The sequence below is a fragment of the Calidithermus roseus genome (genome assembly GCF_003574095.1).
GTDB lineage: Bacteria > Deinococcota > Deinococci > Deinococcales > Thermaceae > Calidithermus > Calidithermus roseus.
In genome coordinates this window covers 1-17,998 of record NZ_QWLA01000043.1, presented here as the reverse complement: position 1 = coordinate 17,998, position 17,998 = coordinate 1, and the positions used below count along the sequence as shown (strand labels likewise).

14 protein-coding genes and 1 CRISPR repeat array are annotated in these 17,998 nt (G+C 65.7%); of the genes, 4 read left to right on the top strand and 10 right to left on the bottom strand.

Annotation, left to right across the window (positions count from 1 at the left end):
* The first annotated feature begins 67 nt into the window (after nt 1–67).
* The 4 genes from Mrose_RS11320 (at nt 68) to Mrose_RS11305 (ending at nt 3,668) form a co-directional block, all read left to right on the top strand.
* On the top strand, nt 68–586 hold the full coding sequence (locus tag Mrose_RS11320) for a bioflim formation protein (protein WP_182482781.1): 519 nt from the start codon (nt 68–70) through the stop codon (nt 584–586).
* 24 nt (nt 587–610) lie between these two features.
* Nucleotides 611–1,456: a carbohydrate ABC transporter permease gene (locus Mrose_RS11315; protein WP_119278315.1), complete on the top strand. Its 846-nt coding sequence runs from the start codon at nt 611–613 to the stop codon at nt 1,454–1,456.
* Nucleotides 1,457–1,573: 117 nt separating this feature from the next.
* On the top strand, nt 1,574–2,359 hold the full coding sequence (locus Mrose_RS11310; RefSeq protein WP_119278313.1) for a carbohydrate ABC transporter permease: 786 nt from the start codon (nt 1,574–1,576) through the stop codon (nt 2,357–2,359).
* 103 nt (nt 2,360–2,462) lie between these two features.
* Complete coding sequence (locus Mrose_RS11305; protein ID WP_182482780.1) at nt 2,463–3,668, top strand: ABC transporter substrate-binding protein; 1,206 nt, start codon at nt 2,463–2,465, stop codon at nt 3,666–3,668.
* Nucleotides 3,669–3,820: 152 nt separating this feature from the next.
* Here the strand turns inward: Mrose_RS11305 and Mrose_RS11300 are convergent, their stop codons facing one another.
* The 10 genes from Mrose_RS11300 to gltX all read right to left on the bottom strand — a co-directional run bounded on the left by Mrose_RS11300 (nt 3,821) and on the right by gltX (nt 17,793).
* Nucleotides 3,821–4,585: an SDR family NAD(P)-dependent oxidoreductase gene (locus Mrose_RS11300; RefSeq protein ID WP_420808344.1), complete on the bottom strand. Its 765-nt coding sequence runs from the start codon at nt 4,583–4,585 to the stop codon at nt 3,821–3,823.
* Nucleotides 4,586–4,624: 39 nt separating this feature from the next.
* Nucleotides 4,625–6,934, bottom strand: coding sequence for a S8 family serine peptidase (locus Mrose_RS11295; protein WP_119278307.1), 2,310 nt, complete (start codon nt 6,932–6,934; stop codon nt 4,625–4,627).
* A 112-nt stretch (nt 6,935–7,046) separates the two neighbouring features.
* Nucleotides 7,047–8,216: a CRISPR direct-repeat array (repeat unit 35 nt; unit sequence GTTGCAATCCCCTTGCGGGGCTTTTTGTTTGCATC).
* A 490-nt stretch (nt 8,217–8,706) separates the two neighbouring features.
* A complete protein-coding gene (gene aguB, locus Mrose_RS11290) occupies nt 8,707–9,582 on the bottom strand; it encodes an N-carbamoylputrescine amidase (protein WP_182482779.1) in 876 nt (291 codons plus the stop codon).
* A 2-nt stretch (nt 9,583–9,584) separates the two neighbouring features.
* Entirely contained in the window at nt 9,585–10,613 is a 1,029-nt protein-coding gene (locus Mrose_RS11285; RefSeq protein WP_245969852.1) for an agmatine deiminase family protein, read from the bottom strand.
* 105 nt (nt 10,614–10,718) lie between these two features.
* The gene (locus tag Mrose_RS11280; protein ID WP_119278305.1) at nt 10,719–11,381 is read right to left on the bottom strand and encodes a histidine phosphatase family protein; all 663 of its coding nucleotides are present in this window, start codon (nt 11,379–11,381) and stop codon (nt 10,719–10,721) included.
* 27 nt (nt 11,382–11,408) lie between these two features.
* Entirely contained in the window at nt 11,409–12,413 is a 1,005-nt protein-coding gene (gene purM, locus Mrose_RS11275) for a phosphoribosylformylglycinamidine cyclo-ligase (protein WP_119278303.1), read from the bottom strand.
* A 22-nt stretch (nt 12,414–12,435) separates the two neighbouring features.
* A complete protein-coding gene (gene gatB, locus Mrose_RS11270; RefSeq protein WP_119278301.1) occupies nt 12,436–13,863 on the bottom strand; it encodes an Asp-tRNA(Asn)/Glu-tRNA(Gln) amidotransferase subunit GatB in 1,428 nt (475 codons plus the stop codon).
* Between the two features lie 40 nt (nt 13,864–13,903).
* The gene (locus Mrose_RS11265) at nt 13,904–14,500 is read right to left on the bottom strand and encodes a putative metallopeptidase (RefSeq protein ID WP_119278299.1); all 597 of its coding nucleotides are present in this window, start codon (nt 14,498–14,500) and stop codon (nt 13,904–13,906) included.
* Nucleotides 14,501–14,637: 137 nt separating this feature from the next.
* Entirely contained in the window at nt 14,638–16,074 is a 1,437-nt protein-coding gene (locus Mrose_RS11260; RefSeq protein WP_119278297.1) for a mannose-1-phosphate guanylyltransferase/mannose-6-phosphate isomerase, read from the bottom strand.
* Nucleotides 16,075–16,350: 276 nt separating this feature from the next.
* Nucleotides 16,351–17,793 carry a glutamate--tRNA ligase gene (gltX, locus tag Mrose_RS11255; protein ID WP_119278295.1) on the bottom strand — a complete coding sequence of 481 codons (1,443 nt, stop codon included), beginning with the start codon at nt 17,791–17,793 and terminating at the stop codon, nt 16,351–16,353.
* Nucleotides 17,794–17,998: the final 205 nt, after the last annotated feature.

Below are 17,998 nucleotides of genomic sequence, written 5' to 3'. Positions count from 1 at the left end.
TACCCGATGTCGCGCCGGGCTAACCCCTAAGCCCTGTTATGATGGCGTGGGTCTGGAGGTTTCCAGGATGAAGCGAATTCTCCCAATCCTCACGTTGCTATTCGGACTGGCCTTTGCCCAGGTTCCGGCCTACCCCGAGAACACCGCCGGTCTGGGCTTCACCGTGGGCAAGAACCTGGCCGTGCAGGCCGGTGTCAACCTGCCGCTGCTGGGCTTCGACACCGGGCTCGACCTCGAGCTCAACCCTCTGGCTGCCGGAGGGGTCGAGGTCTGGACCCTCAGCCGCCTCAACCTGATCCCGGCGTTGGTGGTGGGCGACCTCTCGATGTCGGTGGGGGTGGGCCTGGACCTGCGCTACGCGGCCAAGAACGGGGTAGCCGCTCCCTCCTTCGGCACTCACCTGGGGCCTACGGCCACCCTCGAGCTTCCGGGCAGCGCCCTCTCGGCCTACCTGGGGCTGGGATACCAGAACGGCTTCAGCCTGGCCTACGGGGTAGGCTTTCGCGCTTACCTCGACCCCGTCGCCCTCGAGATCGCCCTCACCGACCGCTACTGGCTCAAGCTATCGGCGCTTTACCTGTGGTAGGGCTCGAGGTCACGCCCCACCTGCATGAGATTTCGTCTTAATCCAGCGCACCTCTTCGCCCTGCCTGCGGCAGGGCTTTTGGTGCTGTTTTTGCTCTACCCCTTCCTTGACGTGCTGCGCTTTTCGACTTGGGACTGGTCAGGGCTCTCCGAGCCCAAGCCGGTGGGGCTGCAAAACTACCGCGACATCCTCACCGATCCCGACTTCGGGCGCAGCCTGCTGACCACGCTGGGGCTGGCCCTGCTGACCCTGCCGCCCTTCATCGTCCTCTCGGTGCTGCTGGCCCTGGCCCTCGACGGCCAGCGCTACGAGCGGGCCATCAAGGCGCTGCTGTTCCTGCCAGGATTGGTCACGCTGGGCGGGGCCTCGGTGGCCTGGTACACGCTGTTCTCGCCGGAGTACGGAGCGCTGGCGAGCCTGATCCCCATCCCGCGCTGGGACCAGGAGGTGTTCTGGGCGCTGGTGCTGATCGCGCTGTTCACCCTCTGGCGGCACATGGGCTACGGGGTGCTGGTGGTCTCGGCCCGGCTGAAGGGCATTCCCAGGACCTTGCTCGAGGCCGCCGCCGTGGACGGGGCCTCGCCCGCCGAGGCCTTTCGCTACATCACCTTGCCCCTGCTGCGCCCGGCCATCACCTTCTTGGTGGTCATCGGCACGGTGCTTTCCTTGCAGTCCTACAGCGCGGTGTTCCTGCTCACGCGGGGCGGCCCCTTCGGGGGAACGCGGGTGCTGGGCTACTACCTCTACGAAACCGGCTTCGAGAACTTCCGCCTGGGCTACGCCGCCGCCGTCACGGTAGTCATCCTGCTCCTGACGCTGTTCTTCGCCCTGGCCCAGGCCCGCTTGCTGCGAGGGGGGGAGCATGAGTAGGGTCGTACGTCGTACGTCCTACGTCGTACGCCAGCGAAAAGGGCGTAGGGTTTTTGGCTATCGGCTACCGGCTATCGGCTACCGGCTATCGACCCTCGATGCTGCCAGGAGGCCCGCGTGATCCGCCACCTCTTCGTCTTTACCGTGGCCTTCCTGGTGGGCCTGCCCTTCTTGTGGATGGCCTACGCGGCCTTCATCCCGCCCGAGCGGGTCTTCGCCGGGGAGTTCTTCAGCTTACAGTTCAGCCTCGCCAACTTCGCGGTGCTCTCGAGGGGAGTGTTCTGGGAGGGCTTTTGGGGGCGCTTGCTGTTTTCGGTGCTGCTGTCGGGGAGCGTTACCCTGCTGCAACTGTTCACCGCTTTCCTGGCGGCCTACGCCATCCGGGAGGGGGCGCGGCTGTTGCCCTTCTTCCTGGTGATGCTGGCCATTCCCGCCGAGTTGCTGCTGGTGCCGCTGTACGGCCTGCTGCAAGGGTTGGGCATTCTGGATACGGTCTGGGCGCTGGTGCTGCCCTTCGCGGCTAGCCCTTTCATCGTCTACTTGCTCTACCAGGGCATGAAGACCGTGCCGGCGGAGCTGCTCGAGGCCGCCCGGCTGGACGGGGCGGGCAACCGGGTGATCCTGAGCGCAATCCTGCTGCCCCTGCTGCGGCCCCAGCTCATCGCCGCCGGGGTGCTGAGCTTCGCCGCCCACTGGAACCTGGTGCTCTACCCACGTATCGTGGCCGGGAGTGAGCAGCTCAAGACGGTGCAGACCTGGATTACCGACCTCCAACGGCAAAACCCCGCCGACTGGGGGCCCCTCTCGGCGGCGGCGCTGGCGGCCACCCTTCCCCTCATCGTGATCTACCTGATCTACGAACGGCGCATCGTGGAGACCTTTGAGGAAGGGCTCAAAGGCTGAAGCTGAAGGTAGAGGAGGGGGCTTTGAGCGCTAGGCCCAGAGTTTTAATCTGCCGCCGTGACACACTACGGCAGACCGGGCCGCACCCGGAGTTGGAGGCTAGATGCACCGTGTTTTGATGCTGCTCGTGCTTTTGCTGGGCTTGCCTGCCATGGCCCAGCGCCCAACCGAGGTCGTCTTCTGGCATACGGCGGGTCCGCCCGCCCAGGAACTCTTCGAGGGCTTCATCAAGGAGTTCAACGCCCAGCAGAAGGACTACCGCATCACCTATCGCTTCGTGGGTGACTACCGCGAGGGCGGGATCAAGCTGCTGGCCGCGCTGCGCTCGGGCGGAGCCCCCAACCTCTTCCACGGGGAGATTTCCTTCCTGGGCCGCATTGTGCAGGAGGGGCTGGGGGTGGCGCTGGACGCTTATCTCACGGGGATTCCCAACGACTTCTATCCGGCCTTCTTCGAGACCGGCAAGGTGCGGGGCCAGACCTATGGCCTGCCCATCGGCCTGTCGGTGCCGGTGTTTTTCTACAACGCCGACCAGTTTAGCGCTAAGGGCCTCAAGGCTCCGGCGAGCTGGGAGGATGTGGCCAGCGCGGCTCAGAAGCTCACCAGCCGGGCTGCCAAGGGGTATATCGTCTCCTCGGACATCTACAGCTTCAACGTGCTGGTGATGAGCCGGGGCGGAAGCCTGGTGAACAAGGACGGCAAGCCCAACTTCACCGACGCGAGGGTGGTGGAGTCACTGGAGTACCTGCAGGAGTTGGTGAAGAAGGGGGTCGCCCAGAGCCGCAACATCGCCGAGGCCCAGTTCTCGGTGGCCGATTTCCTGCGTACTAAGGCCTTCATGGGCATCGCCCCCATCACCACCTGGCCCCTCATCGAAGACCGCGCTCCCATCCCCTTCAAGCTCGGCGTCACGGCAGTGCCCCGCGTGGCCGGAGGCAAAGTGCCCCTGGCCGGGGGCGCGCTGATTCCCCTCAAGGGGGTTTCCCCCGAGCAGGTCAGGGGCATCGTGGCCTTCTGGAAATACCTGATGGAGCCGGAGAACATCGCCAAATGGGTCAAGACCACCTATTACATGCCCATGCGCCGCGCGGCCCAGCCGCTGCTGGAGGACTGGTACAGAGCCGACCCTCGCCGCCGGGTGGCCTTCGCCCAGGTCGAGGACGCCGGCATCTGGCTGCAAGACCCCGAATTCGTGCTGTGGTATGGCTTCCTCGAGGAAGCCCTCGAGCGGGCCCTCAAGGGCGGAATCAGCGCCAGGGCCGCGCTCGAGGAGGCGCAGCGCAAGGCGCTTCAGGTGGAGCGGAGGTAGGTCGATGGCCGGTAGGCGATAGCTGATAGTCAAGCGCAAGACGCAAGACGCCGGTCGTACGTCCTACGCGAGACGCAAGACGCCTTGGCCCTCGACCCTCGACAAGCCACGAGCCACAAGCTGACGGTTGATGGCTTACCGCTCCCCACCCCTCACACCGGCCTTCCCGCCATCATGAAGCTGGCGGTCATGCCGCCATCGACGGGCAGGATGGCTCCGGTGATGAAGCTCGCGGCTTCGGAGGCCAGGAAGAGCACGGCCTGGGCTACCTCCTCGGGTTTGCCCAGCCGTCGCAGGGCGTGCAGGTCCTCCCAGTCGCGGCGGGTCTGCTCGGGGTTCTCGGAGAGGTCGATGGCCTCGAGCACCCCCTCGGTGGCGATGGCGCCGGGGGCTACCGCGTTGACCCGGATGCCCAGGGGGGCCAGGTCCAGCGCCAGCGAGCGGGTCAGGTTGACCAGCCCTCCCTTGGAGGCGTTGTAGGCGACGTTGTTTTGCTCGGCGAAGAGGCCCTGCACGCTGGCGATGTTGACAATGGCGCCTCCGCCGTTTTTGTTCATCTCGCGGGCGGCCAGGGCCGAGAGGTGCATGGGCGCGGTGAGGTTGACCTCCAGCACTTGCTGCCAGTTGTCCAGTGACACCCGCAGGGCCGATCCCGGAGCCGAGATGGCCGCGTTGTTGATCAGCACGTTGACCCCTCCCCACTGCCGCACGGCCTCGTGGATCAGGCGCTCGCGGTCGTGGGGTTGGGCGATATCGGCGTGGACGAAAAAAGCCCCCATCTTCCGGGCTACCTCGGCTCCCTCGGGGCGCACGTCGCACAGCACCAGCATGGCTTCCTGAGCGGCGAAAGCTTCCGCGACCGCTCGCCCGATGCCCCTGGCGGCCCCGGTGACCAGTACCACCTTGCCCTGGAACATGGGCAGAGTCTAACTCGAGGCTGCTGAGGGTGACGGGGTTCACCGCATCAGCCAGCCCATCAGCCCGCTCAGCAGGCGGCTGCGCTGCTCGGAGGGGAGGGCCTCGAGGCCGAAGGCCAGGTAGACCACCCGGCCCGAGCCGAAGCTGCTCATGGTCCCGGCGGCGATCCCGCCGGACTGGGCCAGCAGGCGAGGCTCGAGCCGCTCCTTGAGGCCCCTCTTCTCCCGCTTGCCCTTCTGGCGGGAGGGGCGGGGGTCGGTAGACTGAGCCTGAACCTGGGCGAAGTCGCCTCCGGCCTCCCACAGCAAGGCCGCTTCCGCTCCGCTCAGCACCCGCACCGCCGAGGGGTAGTACTGGTTGCGCAGCCCATCGCCGCTCATCAAGGTGTAGCGGCCCCCGCCCAGGCTGCCGAGGGCGACGAGGCTCAGCGTGCCCGAGCTGTCGGCCTCGAGTTCGGCCTTCAGCACCTCACGGTAGAAGGCACTGCCGCCGATGTCGTAGCCCAGGTCCTGCCCGCTGAGGAGCAGCCGGCCCCCACCCTGGAGGTAGCTGCGCAGGTTCTGCCGGTCGCTTTGGCTGAGGGTGTCGCTCCAGGCTTCGCCCAGGATCCACAGCACCAGCGGATAGCGCCTGAGCTGCTCGAGCGAGACCGCGCCCGCGCTGTGCACGGCGTGGGTATCGAAGGGAACCTTCAAGGAGCGAAGGGTGGCCTCGATGGGCGTGGCGGCGTCGGGGGAGAGGCCCGCGTCGTCATCGACCACCAGGATGCGGCCCGGAGCGCTGGCGCTGCTGAAGTTGAGGGTGAGGCTGCGCGAAACCCGCTGCCCGTCACTGTCGTAGGCGAAGACGGTGAGGGTGTTGGCACCGGGCTTGAGGAAGCCGGCAGTATGGGCGAAGCGCACGCTGGGGCCGGGGTCGATGCGGATGTCTTCCTCGGGCTCGCCGTTGAGCTTGAAGGTGACCCGGCTTATGCCGCGGTCGTCGCTGGCCTGCCCCTCGAGGCGCACGGTGTTGCTAGAGACGGTGGAGCCATCCAGCGGCTGGCTGAGGCTGAGGCTGGGCGCGGCGTTGCCAGAGGGTGGAGGCGGGTTCCTGGGGCCTTCGCCCACATCCACCCCGAGCCGTTGGAGGGCTGCGCTGAGGTTGATCAGCCCGCGCCCGGCGCTGTTGGCGCTGCCCACGGGCCGGGCGCTGTCGAAGAGGGCCTGCTCGAGGGTGCCCCCCGGCGTGCCTGGCCTAGCCGACAGCAGCAAGGCCGCACCGCCCGCCACCAGCGGCGTGGCCATCGAGGTGCCGCTCATCGCCATGTAGCCGCCCCCCGGCACCGCCGAGACGATGCCCACCCCTGGAGCCACCAGGTCGGGCTTGCTCAGCACGCGGTAGTAGGGGTAGTCCCACAGCACCGGCCCCCGGCTGCTGAAGGGGGCCACCTGGTCGTTTGGGTCGGTGGCCCCCACCCCCAGCGCGTCGGGCAGGTTGCCCGGCGAGGCGGTGCTCTCGGCGGCGGGGCCGAAGTTGCCGATGGCGTAGACCCCCACGATGCCCAGAGCCCTGACCCTCTCCACGATGGAGGCGAACTCGGGCCAGGCTCCCTGCACCGCCAGCGACAGCGAGAGCACCTGCACCCCCTGCTCGATGGCCCACTCCATCCCCCCGATGATCTGGGCCAGGGTGCCCCCGCCCTCCGGCAGCACCAGCGCCGAGACCAGCCGAGCCTCGGGGGCGACGCCCACCTCGTTGCCTACCAGCAGCCCGGCGGTGTGGGTGCCGTGGGTGTCGGTGTCGTGGGGGCTGGCAGGCGAGGGGTTGCCCTCGCTGTCCACCACAGTGAAGGCCGCGATCTTGCCGGCCAGCGCCGGGTGGCTGCCGTCGAGGCCGGTGTCCAGGTGCCCGATCTTCACGCCCTGTCCCCGGAAGCCAGCGGCCCACAACTCGGTGGCCTTGATGCGCTCGAGCGCCCACCTCGAGCCCTCCGGCACGCTGCTGCCCTGGATCCGGGGCCTGGGCAGTTGCACCCGGCGGTTCTCGTAAACCCGCCGGACGCCCGGAGTGTTGGCCAGCGCGGCCACGGCGTTGGCCGGCAGGCGCACCAGGAAGCTCTGGTTAAGCCAGAAACCCTTGAGGGGCCTGACCCTGAGCTTGAGTTTCTGCACCTCGAGCTGTTGCTTGAGCCCTCTCAGGAGGCTCTGCCGGGTCTGACCGGGAGACAGCCCCCCTGCCTCCATCTCCACGATGACTTCGACGGTGCCGCCCTGGGCCAGCCGTTGCCGGAGCTTCTCGTCTACTTTGTTCTGGGCCAGGCCCAGGCTACACAGCACCAGAGCCACAATGGCCAGGATGTTCTTCATGAGCCCAGCGTACTGAAGGGAGATTTGCGCCGATTAGGTGACCCTTTACCTCGCTTAGCTCAGGGCTCATGCCTCTCCAATACAGCGCTAGGATTCGACACCGCCTGACTATGTTGCAATCCCCTTGCGGGGCTTTTTGTTTGCATCGCTGCATGACGGCCAGGCGGCCCAGGGGTACAACGATTCGGGGGTTGCAATCCCCTTGCGGGGCTTTTTGTTTGCATCGCCGGGGCTGTGACCGGCTGGAATATCCGGGAATTCACGTTGCAATCCCCTTGCGGGGCTTTTTGTTTGCATCAGGCACATGCACACCTAGGCGCAGGCTGCCCCAGGGCTAGGGTTGCAATCCCCTTGCGGGGCTTTTTGTTTGCATCCAACCATCTTCTACGGTGGTGACACCATGGAGTGGAACCACCATGTTGCAATCCCCTTGCGGGGCTTTTTGTTTGCATCGCAATGGGCGAAAGGAGCCAATCAAAGCTATCCTGGAGTGTTGCAATCCCCTTGCGGGGCTTTTTGTTTGCATCCCCGATTGGAGGAGCTGCGACGCAAGGCGGCAGCGTCGTAGCGTTGCAATCCCCTTGCGGGGCTTTTTGTTTGCATCGGGAGTCCGTTGGGGCTAGTCCCCACTCCCAGGAATACCCAAGTTGCAATCCCCTTGCGGGGCTTTTTGTTTGCATCGAAGCCCCCAGAAGGGGCCAAGATGATGGTAATGGAGGTGTTGCAATCCCCTTGCGGGGCTTTTTGTTTGCATCAAATGGCAAAATCCCAGAAGTCCGACTTCCTCACTGAGGTGCGTTGCAATCCCCTTGCGGGGCTTTTTGTTTGCATCACCATGAGCGACGAGGAGGTGGTAGCACTAGCCGCCTCCGAGTTGCAATCCCCTTGCGGGGCTTTTTGTTTGCATCCAGAGGGAGCGCCCAAGGAAAGGAGGAGGAATGGCAAAGGTTGCAATCCCCTTGCGGGGCTTTTTGTTTGCATCCTCGTAATCGATGTACTCATAGGCGAATAGCTTGAAGCCCGGTTGCAATCCCCTTGCGGGGCTTTTTGTTTGCATCTTAGGGCGCTGCTGGCCCCTGCGCTGCGGCGCAGGGCCGTCGTTGCAATCCCCTTGCGGGGCTTTTTGTTTGCATCTTAGGGCGCTGCTGGCCCCTGCGCTGCGGCGCAGGGCCGTCGTTGCAATCCCCTTGCGGGGCTTTTTGTTTGCATCCCGCAGGGCCTGCGCAGCCGCCGTAGAGGCCCTTCAGGTTGCAATCCCCTTGCGGGGCTTTTTGTTTGCATCAGCATACCCCCAAAAACACCGTTCTGTACAGGTGCCCCAGGGGGTAGTTTTATGAGAAAAGCGAGTTATCCACAGGTAGGCTGTGGATAACTGCGAAAAAAGTGACGTTTATAGCGACGGGCGCTTACTTTCCTGCGCATTTAGATTTTTTATCGCAGGGATTTGCGATAGGAGTGGGAAGAACTCGTTTTCAAAGTGCACTCCGAGCAGGCCCGGCAAGGGGATTATACCAGTTTGCGCAAAACATAACGGGTCGTTTTGGGAGAGGGGTTTTGTGTGCTCCAGGACGAGGCAGGGACGGGTTTTTCATGAGGGATGGGTGCGATTGCGAAGGGATTTTTCGTGGGCTAGAGGATCAGGTAGTCGGGGTTCTCGAGCCTACGACCCAGGCCCAGAACCTCCACCGCTCCCCCACAAGGGAGATGCGGACGCCATCTTCTGTAAGAGCTGCTTGAACGGCTCGAGCCGAAGCAGTGCAGGGGGATCGAGTTCAACCCTGGCGGGTTTTGCCGTCGTAGGTCAACAAGGGGCCATAAAGCTGGGGCCTGCGGTCGCGGAAGAAGCCCATTCCGGCCCTGAAAGCGCGGGCCCTGGCAAAGTCGAGGTCGGCGTAGAGCAGCCCTTCCTCCTCGGGGCCGAACTCGGCGATCTTGTTGCCCATGTAGTCGCTGATGAAGCTGTGGCCGTAGAAGGTCTGCTGCGTGCCCTCGATGGTCTCGGTGCCTACGCGGTTGGGCGCGGCGAGGTAGACCACGTTGCTCACCGCGTGGCCGATCATGGCCCGCTGCCACATGTCCTTGGTGTCGATACCTCCGGCTTCCTCGGGCTCGGAGCCGATGGCGGTGGGGTAGAGCAGCAGGTCGGCCCCCAGCAGCGCCATGATGCGGGCGGCCTCGGGGTACCACTGGTCCCAGCAGATGCCCACCCCAATGCTCCCGAAGCGGGTGTGCCACACCTTGAAGCCGGTGTCGCCGGGGTTGAAGTAGTACTTTTCCTCGTAGCCGGGGCCGTCGGGGATGTGGCTCTTGCGGTAGACGCCCATCAGGCTGCCGTCGGCGTCGATCATGGCCAGGCTGTTGTAATGGGCCTGTCCGCAGCGCTCGAAGAAGCTGACGGGCAGCACTACCCCAAGCTCCTTCGCCAGGGCCTGGAAGCGGGGGATGAAGGGGTGGTTCTCGAGGGGGTGGGCCAGGCGGAAGAACTCCTCGCGCTCCTTCTGGCAGAAGTAGAGGTTCTCGAAGAGTTCGGGCAGCAGCACGATTTGGGCCCCGTTGGCGGCGGCCTCACGGATGAAGCGCTCGGCCTTGGCCAGGTTCTCCTCGAGCACCTCGCTCATGCGCATCTGCACGATGGCCAGCCTGGGCACGCTCAACCTCCCGCCCAGATTCGCCCGACGGGCTGCTGCTGGGTCACGCAGTGGAAGGCTCCGCCTCCGGTGATGAGGTTGCGGGCCATCAGGCCGATCACCTGGCGCTCGGGGAAGACCTTGCGCAGTACCTCGAGGGCCTTCTCGTCGTTGGGGTCGCCGTACACCGGCACCAGCACCGCGCCGTTGGCGATGTAGAAGTTGGCATAGGTGGGGGGTAGGCGGGTTTCCTCGAGGTAGAGCGGGTTCTTGGGCAGCGGGAGCTTGACGATCTGGAAGCCCCCCAGGCTCTCGAGGATCTCGAGGTTCTCCCGCAAGGGCCAGTAGTTGGGGTCGGCTTCGTCCTCGCACACGGCACTCACGATGGTGTGCTCGCGCGCGAAGCGGGCGATGGTGTCGATGTGCCCGTCGGTGTGGTCGCCCTCCAGGCCCTCGCCCAGCCAGATCACGCTGTGGATGCCCAGGTAGTCGCGCAGGTAGCCCTCGAGGTCCTCCTCGTCGAGGTGGGGGTTGCGCTCCGGCGAAAGCAGGCACTGGCGGGTGGTGAGGCACACCCCCTGGCCGTTGACCTCGAGGCTGCCCCCCTCCATCACGATGCCCGCGCGCCAGAGCTTGCCGCCCAGGATGCGGGCCATGTGGGTGGGGATCTGGTTGTCGAGCTGGGCGGGGTACTTTCCTCCCCAGCCGTTGAACTCCCAGTCGGTGAGCGCGACTTCCTCGCCCCGCCTCACGAAGATGGCCCCGCTGTCGCGCAGCCACAGGTCGTTGTGGGGAATGCGGTGCAGGGTGACGTTGGCGCTGTTGAGCCGGGCCCTGGCATCGGCCTCCGACTCCTCGTCGGCCACGATCAGGTGGACCGGCTCGAAACGGGCCAGCGTGTCCACGAAGGCGGCGAACTCCCGGCGCACGGGCTCGAGGTAGCCCATCCACTGCTCCTCGTCGTGGGGCCAGGCCGTCCAGGTCGCAGCATGGGGAGCCCACTCGGCGGGCATGGCGAAGCCGAGGGCTCGGGGAGTGAGGGTCGTCTCCACAAGTCCATGATCCTAGCACAACCACATGAGCAGTGACTCGGCAAAACACGACGCAAAACGCCACTCGGTCGTGGTTTTGGCTCTTCAGCCTTGGGCGCTCGAGCCTCAACGATTGGGCTCGCTTAGCTGCCCGATGCCGCTGGTGATCTGGTCGTCGGAGAGGTAGTCGGCCCAGGTCTCCAGGTGGCCTGCGTCGCCCACCGTCAGCGCGCTGCCTTCGGGGTAAAGCAGGCGGGTGATGGAGGTGTTCTGAATGTGGAATTTGCGCCAGGAGAGACCTTCTAAGCCCAGCACCACCTTGAGCGCAGCCCGGATCACGCCGCCGTGGGCCACGGCGATGAAGCGTCCTTCGGGCAACTCACGCAGGAAGTCCTCCACCCGGCGGGCCACGTCGGCCATGCTCTCCCCGCCCGGGCGCGGGGTGTTCCAGGGGTCGGTGCTCACCGCCTGGAAGTACTCGGGGAACTCCCGCCGGATCTCCTCGTGCAGCTTGTTTTGCAGTTTCCCCACGTTGATCTCACGCAGGCGGGGCTCGAGCCACAGGTCAAGGCCCAGGTTCTCGGCGATGGGCCGCGCGGTCTGCAAGGCGCGGGTGAGGTCGGAGGTGTAGAGCGCGTCGAAGGCGAGGTGACTGTTCTTGAGCCGCTCGGCCACCCGGAAGGCCTGGGAGACCCCCTTGGGCGACAGCGGCACGTCGAGCTGACCCTGGAGCCGGCTTTCGGCGTTCCAGGCGGTTTCCCCGTGGCGGATCAGCCAGATTTCGGTCATAGGCCAGGTCAACTACGCTCTACCCCACTACCCCACCGTCACGCCCCGACCCTCGAGCGTCTTTCCTACACGATACCCCATACCCAGGCACTCCAGAACCGGGGTTACCTCACTTTCCCTGACCACGATCAGGTAGCCCAGGCCCATGTTGAACACGCGGAACATCTCCTCTGGGGCGACGTTCCCAGCCTGCTGGATCAGGCGGAAGAGGGGAGGGACGGGCCAGGTGCCCACCTCGATGTGAGCCCCCACCCCCTCGGGCAGCACCCGCGGCAGGTTTTCGTAGACTCCGCCCCCGGTGATGTGGGCCATGGCCCGCACCTCGAGCCCGCTGTCCAGCAGGCGCGAGACGGGCTCGAGGTAGCTTTTGTGGGGCTCGAGCAGCGCCTCGCCCAGGCTGCGGCTTAGTTCGGGGTGGGGCTGGTTCAAGTCCCAGCCCTCGAAGACCTTGCGGGCCAGGCTGTAGCCGTTGGTGTGCAGCCCCGAGGAGGGCAGGGCGATGATGACGTCGCCGGGTTCGACCCTTGAGCCGTCTACGATGCGGCTCTTCTCGACCACGCCCACGATGGTGCCCACCAGGTCCAGCCCGCCCGGATGGTAGACCCCCGGCATCTCGGCGGTTTCGCCGCCCAGCAGGGGCATCCCGGCGGCCTTGCAGGCTTCGGCCAGCGACTCCAGCACCGCGCCCAGCACCTCGGGCTCGAGGCGGCTGCTGGCGACGTAGTCCAGGAAAAACAGCGGCCTGGCCCCCTGCACCAGCAGGTCGTTGACGCAGTGGTTGACGATGTCGAAGCCGAGGCCCCCCCAGCGTCCGGTCTGGGCGGCCAGCATCGTCTTGGTGCCCACCCCGTCGGTGGAGGCCACCAGCACCGGCTGCCGCATCCCCTGGAGCCTTCGAGCGTCGATCATCCCCCCGAAGGCCCCGATGCCTGCGAGCACCTCAGGGGTGTAGGTGGACTTGATGCGGGCGGCGGCGGCCTTGAGGGCCCCGGCCTTGCGGTCGATGTCTACCCCGGCGTCTTCGTATTTCATGTTGTTCCTCGTTCAGGTCGGCTCAGGCCAGTTGCACGCCGATGACCTCGGCCAGCAGTTGCCGCACCACCTCGGGCTTGGCGGTGCCCTTGCTCTCCTTCATCACCTGGCCCAACAGCGCGTTGATGGCCTGGAGCTTGCCGTCTTTGATCTGCTGCACCACGGCGGGGTTGGCGGTGACGACCTTCTCGACCAGGGCGCGGATAGCTCCGGCGTCCACCACCACCTTCAGGCCGCGCTCTCGCACCAGTTGCTCGGGGTCGGCCCCCTCCATCACCTCGGGGAGCAGGTTCTTGGCCACGCGGCTGGTGATCTCGCCCTTCACGAACAGCCCCACCAGGCGGCCTAAGTGCTCGGGGGTGAGGCGGGTGTCCTGGATCTCGAGCCCCCGCTCGTTGAGGTAGCCGGCCACGTCGGCGTTGAGCCAGTCGGCCAGCTTCTGCGGCTCGCCGCCGTAGGCCCGAAGCGCCTCGTCGAAGAAGCGGGCCAGCGAGGCGTTGTAGGCCAGGATTTCCGCGTCGTAGGGGCGCACGCCGCTGGCCACGTAGCGCGCGAACTTCTGGGCCGGAAGCTCGGGCATGGCCGCGCGCAGGCGCTGCAGCCACTCCTCGCTCACCACGATGGGCGGCAGGTCGGGCTCGGGGAAGTAGCGGTAGTCGGACTCGCCCTCCTTCAGGCGCATCACGTAGGTTTTGCCCCCGCCCTCGTCCCAGCCCAGCGTGGCCTGCTCGACCCTGCGCCCCAGGCGCAAGAGCTCGGTCTGGCGCTTGATCTCGTACTCGAGCGCCCGCTGCACGCTCTTGAAGGAGTTGAGGTTCTTGATCTCGACCTTGGTGCCCAAGGGCTCGCCCCGGCGGCGCACCGAGACGTTGACGTCGGCGCGCATCTTGCCCTCTTCGGGGTTGGCGTCGGAGATGCCCAGGGTCTGGGCGATGGAGCGCACGTGGCTCAGAAAGACGCGGGCTTGCTCGGGGGTGCGGATGTCGGGCTCGGTGACCATCTCGATCAAGGGCGAGCCCGCGCGGTTGAGGTCGATGAGCGAGTAGTCGCCGAAGTCGGGGTGCAGCGACTTGCCCGCGTCCTCCTCGAGGTGCACCCGCTTGATGCCGATGCGCTCTCCCTCGACCTCGAGCCAGCCGTGCTCGGCGATGGGCAGGTCGTACTGGGAGATCTGGTAGTTCTTGGGCATGTCGGGATAGAAGTAGCTCTTGCGGTGAAACTGCGTCCAGGAAGCGATTTTGCAGTTCAGGGCCAGCCCGAAGATGATCCCGTACTCCACCGCCTTGGCGTTGGTCACGGGCAGGACTCCCGGCAGCCCCAGGTCTACGGGGTGGACGTGGGTGTTGGGTTCAGCGCCAAAGTAGTCCGCCGGGGCGGGCGAAAACATCTTGGTCCTGGTCTTGAGGTGCAGGTGGATTTCCAACCCCACCACCGCTTCGAAATCCGACATACCGCTTCATTATAGGCACAGCCATCGGCCCTCAACTTCTCTAACTCGCCACTTCCTGAGCGTCGGGGGCGATGGCGACCCAGTGCGGCACCTGCAAGCGCTGCCCGCTGACCTTCAGGCCGTCGTGCAGCCGAACCGACAGCGCGGGGAACTGGTTCTCCAGTCGTCGGGGCAGGTATTTTTCGCTCATAAAACGCACCTGGCGGTCGAACCAGTCCCGTCCCGGCCCGTGCCAGCTTCCCGTGGCGAACTTGCGCGGCTCGCCGTTGAAGTCGGGGGAGATGTGGTAGAGCTCGTGTACCAGCACCTCCAGCCGCTCGCGCGGCTCTAAGGTCCAGAAGCGGGTCCAGGCGAAAGCCAGGATGTAGCGGGCCTCGAGGCCCGCCTCGGTGTGCACAGTGGTCAGACGGTACCAGCGCTTGCGAATGCGCCGGAGCCCCGTCGGCAGGGGGTAGCAGCGGGCATAGGTCAGCACGCGCTGAGCCCTGCGCGAGTAGAACAGGGCAAACTGTACCTGCTCCACATCAACGTGCCCCAGGTCGGGCACCCGGCGGCACACCTCGGCTGCCGCCTCCCGCAGCCCCCGGCTGAGGTCGAGGCGGTGGGTCTGGAGTTTGTGGCTGGCTTGCTTGGGCATGGAGCTTTCAGCTTGGCGGATCGGGGCGAGGAGCGGGGTGAGCTTTCTGACAAATAGTCGATGGTCTTACGTCGTACGCGAAGCACAAAACACCCAACGCAGATGCTCATGTCCCTTGCTCGACTTCTGAAGTCTGCTCAGTCGCCCCTGCCGCTCTCGAGCAGCAACTCCTCGCTGGTTTCCAGGCGCACCACGTCGTCTTCGCCCAGGTACTCGCCGCTTTGTACCTCGATGATCACCAGGTCGATGAGGCCGGGGTTGGAGAGGCGGTGCGGGGTGGCGGCGGGGATGTTGATGGATTCGTTGGTCCGTAGCCACAGCTCCTGCTCCCCCCGCACCACCCGCGCGGTGCCCGAGACCACCACCCAGTGCTCGCTGCGGTGGTGGTGCAGTTGCAGTAGCTGGCTCTGGCCGGGCCGGACGACCAGGCGGCGGATGGTGAAGTTGGGGCCTTCTTCGAGCAGGGTGTAGCTGCCCCAGGGGCGTTGCACGGTGCGGTGGCGGTTGGCGGCCTGGTGCTGCTTGGCCTGGAGCTGCTCGACCACCTTCTTCACGTCTTGCACGCGGTCGCGCCGGGCCACCAGCAGGGCGTCGGGGGTGTCGACGATGACCAGCTTCTCCACCCCGATGGCCGCCACCACCCGGCCCTCGCTCTGCACGAAGGTGTCGTGCGCATCCACCAGCACCACGTCCCCGAAGATCCGGTTTCCTTGGGCGTCGGGCGGGACCAACTCGGCGGTGGCGTCCCAGGAGCCCAGGTCGCTCCAGCCGAAGGCCGCGGGCACCACGGCCACCCGGTCGGACTTCTCCATCACCGCGTAGTCCACCGAGATGTTGGGCACCGCCTTGAAGCTCGCCGCGTCGATGTAGCTGGGGCTGCTCTTGGGGCTGCTCTCCCAGCAGCGCAGCACCGCTTCGTAGACCTCGGGGGAGAGGGTCTTGAGGGCTTCGAGGTAGGCCCCGGCCTGGAAGCAGAAGATGCCCGCGTTCCAGGAGAAGGTGCCCTGATCCAAGTAGCCCCTGGCGGTCTCGAGGTCGGGCTTCTCCACGAAGCGCTCGACCCTGAACACCCCCTCGCCCAGCGCCTCGCCCTGCTGGATGTAGCCGAAACCCGTAGCCGGGTAGGTGGGCCTGATGCCGAAGGTGACCAAGTAGCCCTGCCTGGCGGCCCCTTCGGCCTGCTGCACGGCCTGCACGAAGGCCGCCAGGTTGTCTACGAGCTGGTCGGAGGAGAGCACCAGCATCACCGCTTCGGGGCCGTGCCGCTGGGCTGTGTGCAGCGCGGCGAGGGCGATGGCGGGGGCGGTGTTGCGCCTCAGGGGCTCGACCACGTAGCTCAGCTCGAGGCCCTCGGGCAGCTCGGTCGCCGCGTACTCGTTTTTGGTGCTGAAGTAGTGCTCCTGCCCTGTGACGGTGAGCACCTCGCGCACGCCTGGGATGCTCACCGCCCGCAGCAGAGCCTTCTGCAGAAGGCTCTGCCCATCGGGCAGGCGCATGAAGGGCTTGGGATAAAGCTCGCGGGAAACCGGCCACAAGCGCGTGCCGGCCCCACCGGAAAGGATCACGGCAACCATAAATTCACCTAAGCCCTAGAGTAACGCCTGTTCGTAAAACCCTCGTTACCACTAAAGCCCGCCGACGGGGGCGGCAAATCGGCGGCGCGTTACTTGGGTGGGACGAGGAGCTAAGCCCGTGAAATGGGGGGGGTTACGCTCGGGAGGCTCGTCGATGACTGATAGCCAAACGCAAGACGCCAGGGGTCCTACCATACGCAAAACGCCGAACGCCCTTTCTTCCCCCTGGCGCTTCCTCCGGCGTAGGTTTGTTGCTCGTTGGGGGCCTATGGCCCTTCACCGTGGGGTGACCTGGTCCAGCACCCTCGCCAGCCGCTCGAGCACCCGCTCCTTGCCCAGGATCATCAGCAAGTCGAACATGCCGGGGGTCTCGAGCGAGCCGGTGAGGGCGGCCCGCAGGGGCTGCATCACCGCGGCGGTCTTGAGGCCCTTGGCCTCGGCGAAGCCTTTGAGCGCGGGCTCGGTGGTCTCGGGGAGGAAGTTGGGCAAGGAGGCGAGGAGTTCACGCAATTCGCCCAGGAAAGCGAGGCCCTCCTCGAGCTTGGCCCTGGCCTTCTCCTGCATGGGGTAGTCCTCGCGGAAGAAGTAGACCGCCTTCTGCACGAACTCCGACAGCGTCTCGAAGCGGGCCCGCATGGCCGTGATGACCTGCTCGAGGTAGGCCTCGGAGGGGTAGGTGTAGCCGGCGGCCTCGAGGAAGGGTTTGAGCCGCGCGGCCAACTCCTGCAACGAGAGCACCTCGCGGATGTACTTGCCGTTCATCCACTTGAGCTTGGCTAGGTCGAACACCGGCCCGCCCAGGCTGATGCGCCGCAGATCGAAGTGCTCGATCATGTCGGCCACACTGAAGATCTCCCGCCCGTCGGGCATGCTCCAGGCCATGGTGCCCAGGTAGTTCAGCAGCGCCTCGGGCAGGATGCCCTGGGCGCGGTAGCTGTCCACGCTGGTGTCCATCTTGCGCTTGGAGAGCTTGGACTTATCGGGGTTGCGCAGCAGGGGGGTGTGGCACCACACCGGCTCCTCCCAGCCGAAGGCCTTGATGAGCAGGACGTGGAAGGGGGTGCTGGTGAGCCATTCTTCGGCCCGGATGACGTGGGTTACGCCCATGAGGTGGTCATCCACCATGGCCGCGAGGTGATAGGTAGGGTAGCCATCGGCCTTGAGCAATACCTTGTCGTCGAGATGGGCGTTGTCGAACTCCACCGGCCCACGCAGCAGGTCGTTGACGACGGTCTTGCCCTCCAGGGGCACCCTGAGCCGGATGACGTGGGGCTCCCCGGCAGCCGCCCGGCGCTCGGCCTCTTCGCGGGGGTAGTCGCGGTAGCGACGGTTGTAGCCCTGCTCCTGCTTTCCGGCCTTGCGGGCTTCCTCGCGGGCGGCGGCGAGTTCTTCGGGGGTGTCGAAGGCTCGGTAGGCGGCTCCCAACTCCAGCAGTCGCCGGGCGTGCTCCTGGTAGATGTGGAGCCGCTGCGACTGCACGTAGGGGCCGTTGGGCCCGCCCTTCAGAGGCGACTCGTCGGGGGAGAGCCCGAGCCACTCGAGCATCTCCAGTATTCGCCGCTCGGAGGTGGGGTTATAGCGGGTGCGGTCGGTGTCCTCGATCCGCACGATGAACCTGCCGCCGTGCTGCTTGGCGAAGACGTAGTTGAACAGCGCTTGGTACGCCGTTCCAACGTGGGGGTCGCCCGTAGGAGAGGGTGCAATGCGGGTCACGACCATAACACCAAGATTATTACGCCGGACGCAAAACGCAAAACGCAAGACGCCAAGTGCCAAATGCTCGACCTCTATCCTAAATAATACCAACCTTAGATAGATAGTCATCCATTGGGGATCCACCTGAACCCCGCCACCCCCCGGATGACCTCGGGGTGCTCCTGGAGATAGACACAGCGCTCTACCAGACGCTCTTGCAAAGCCTCCA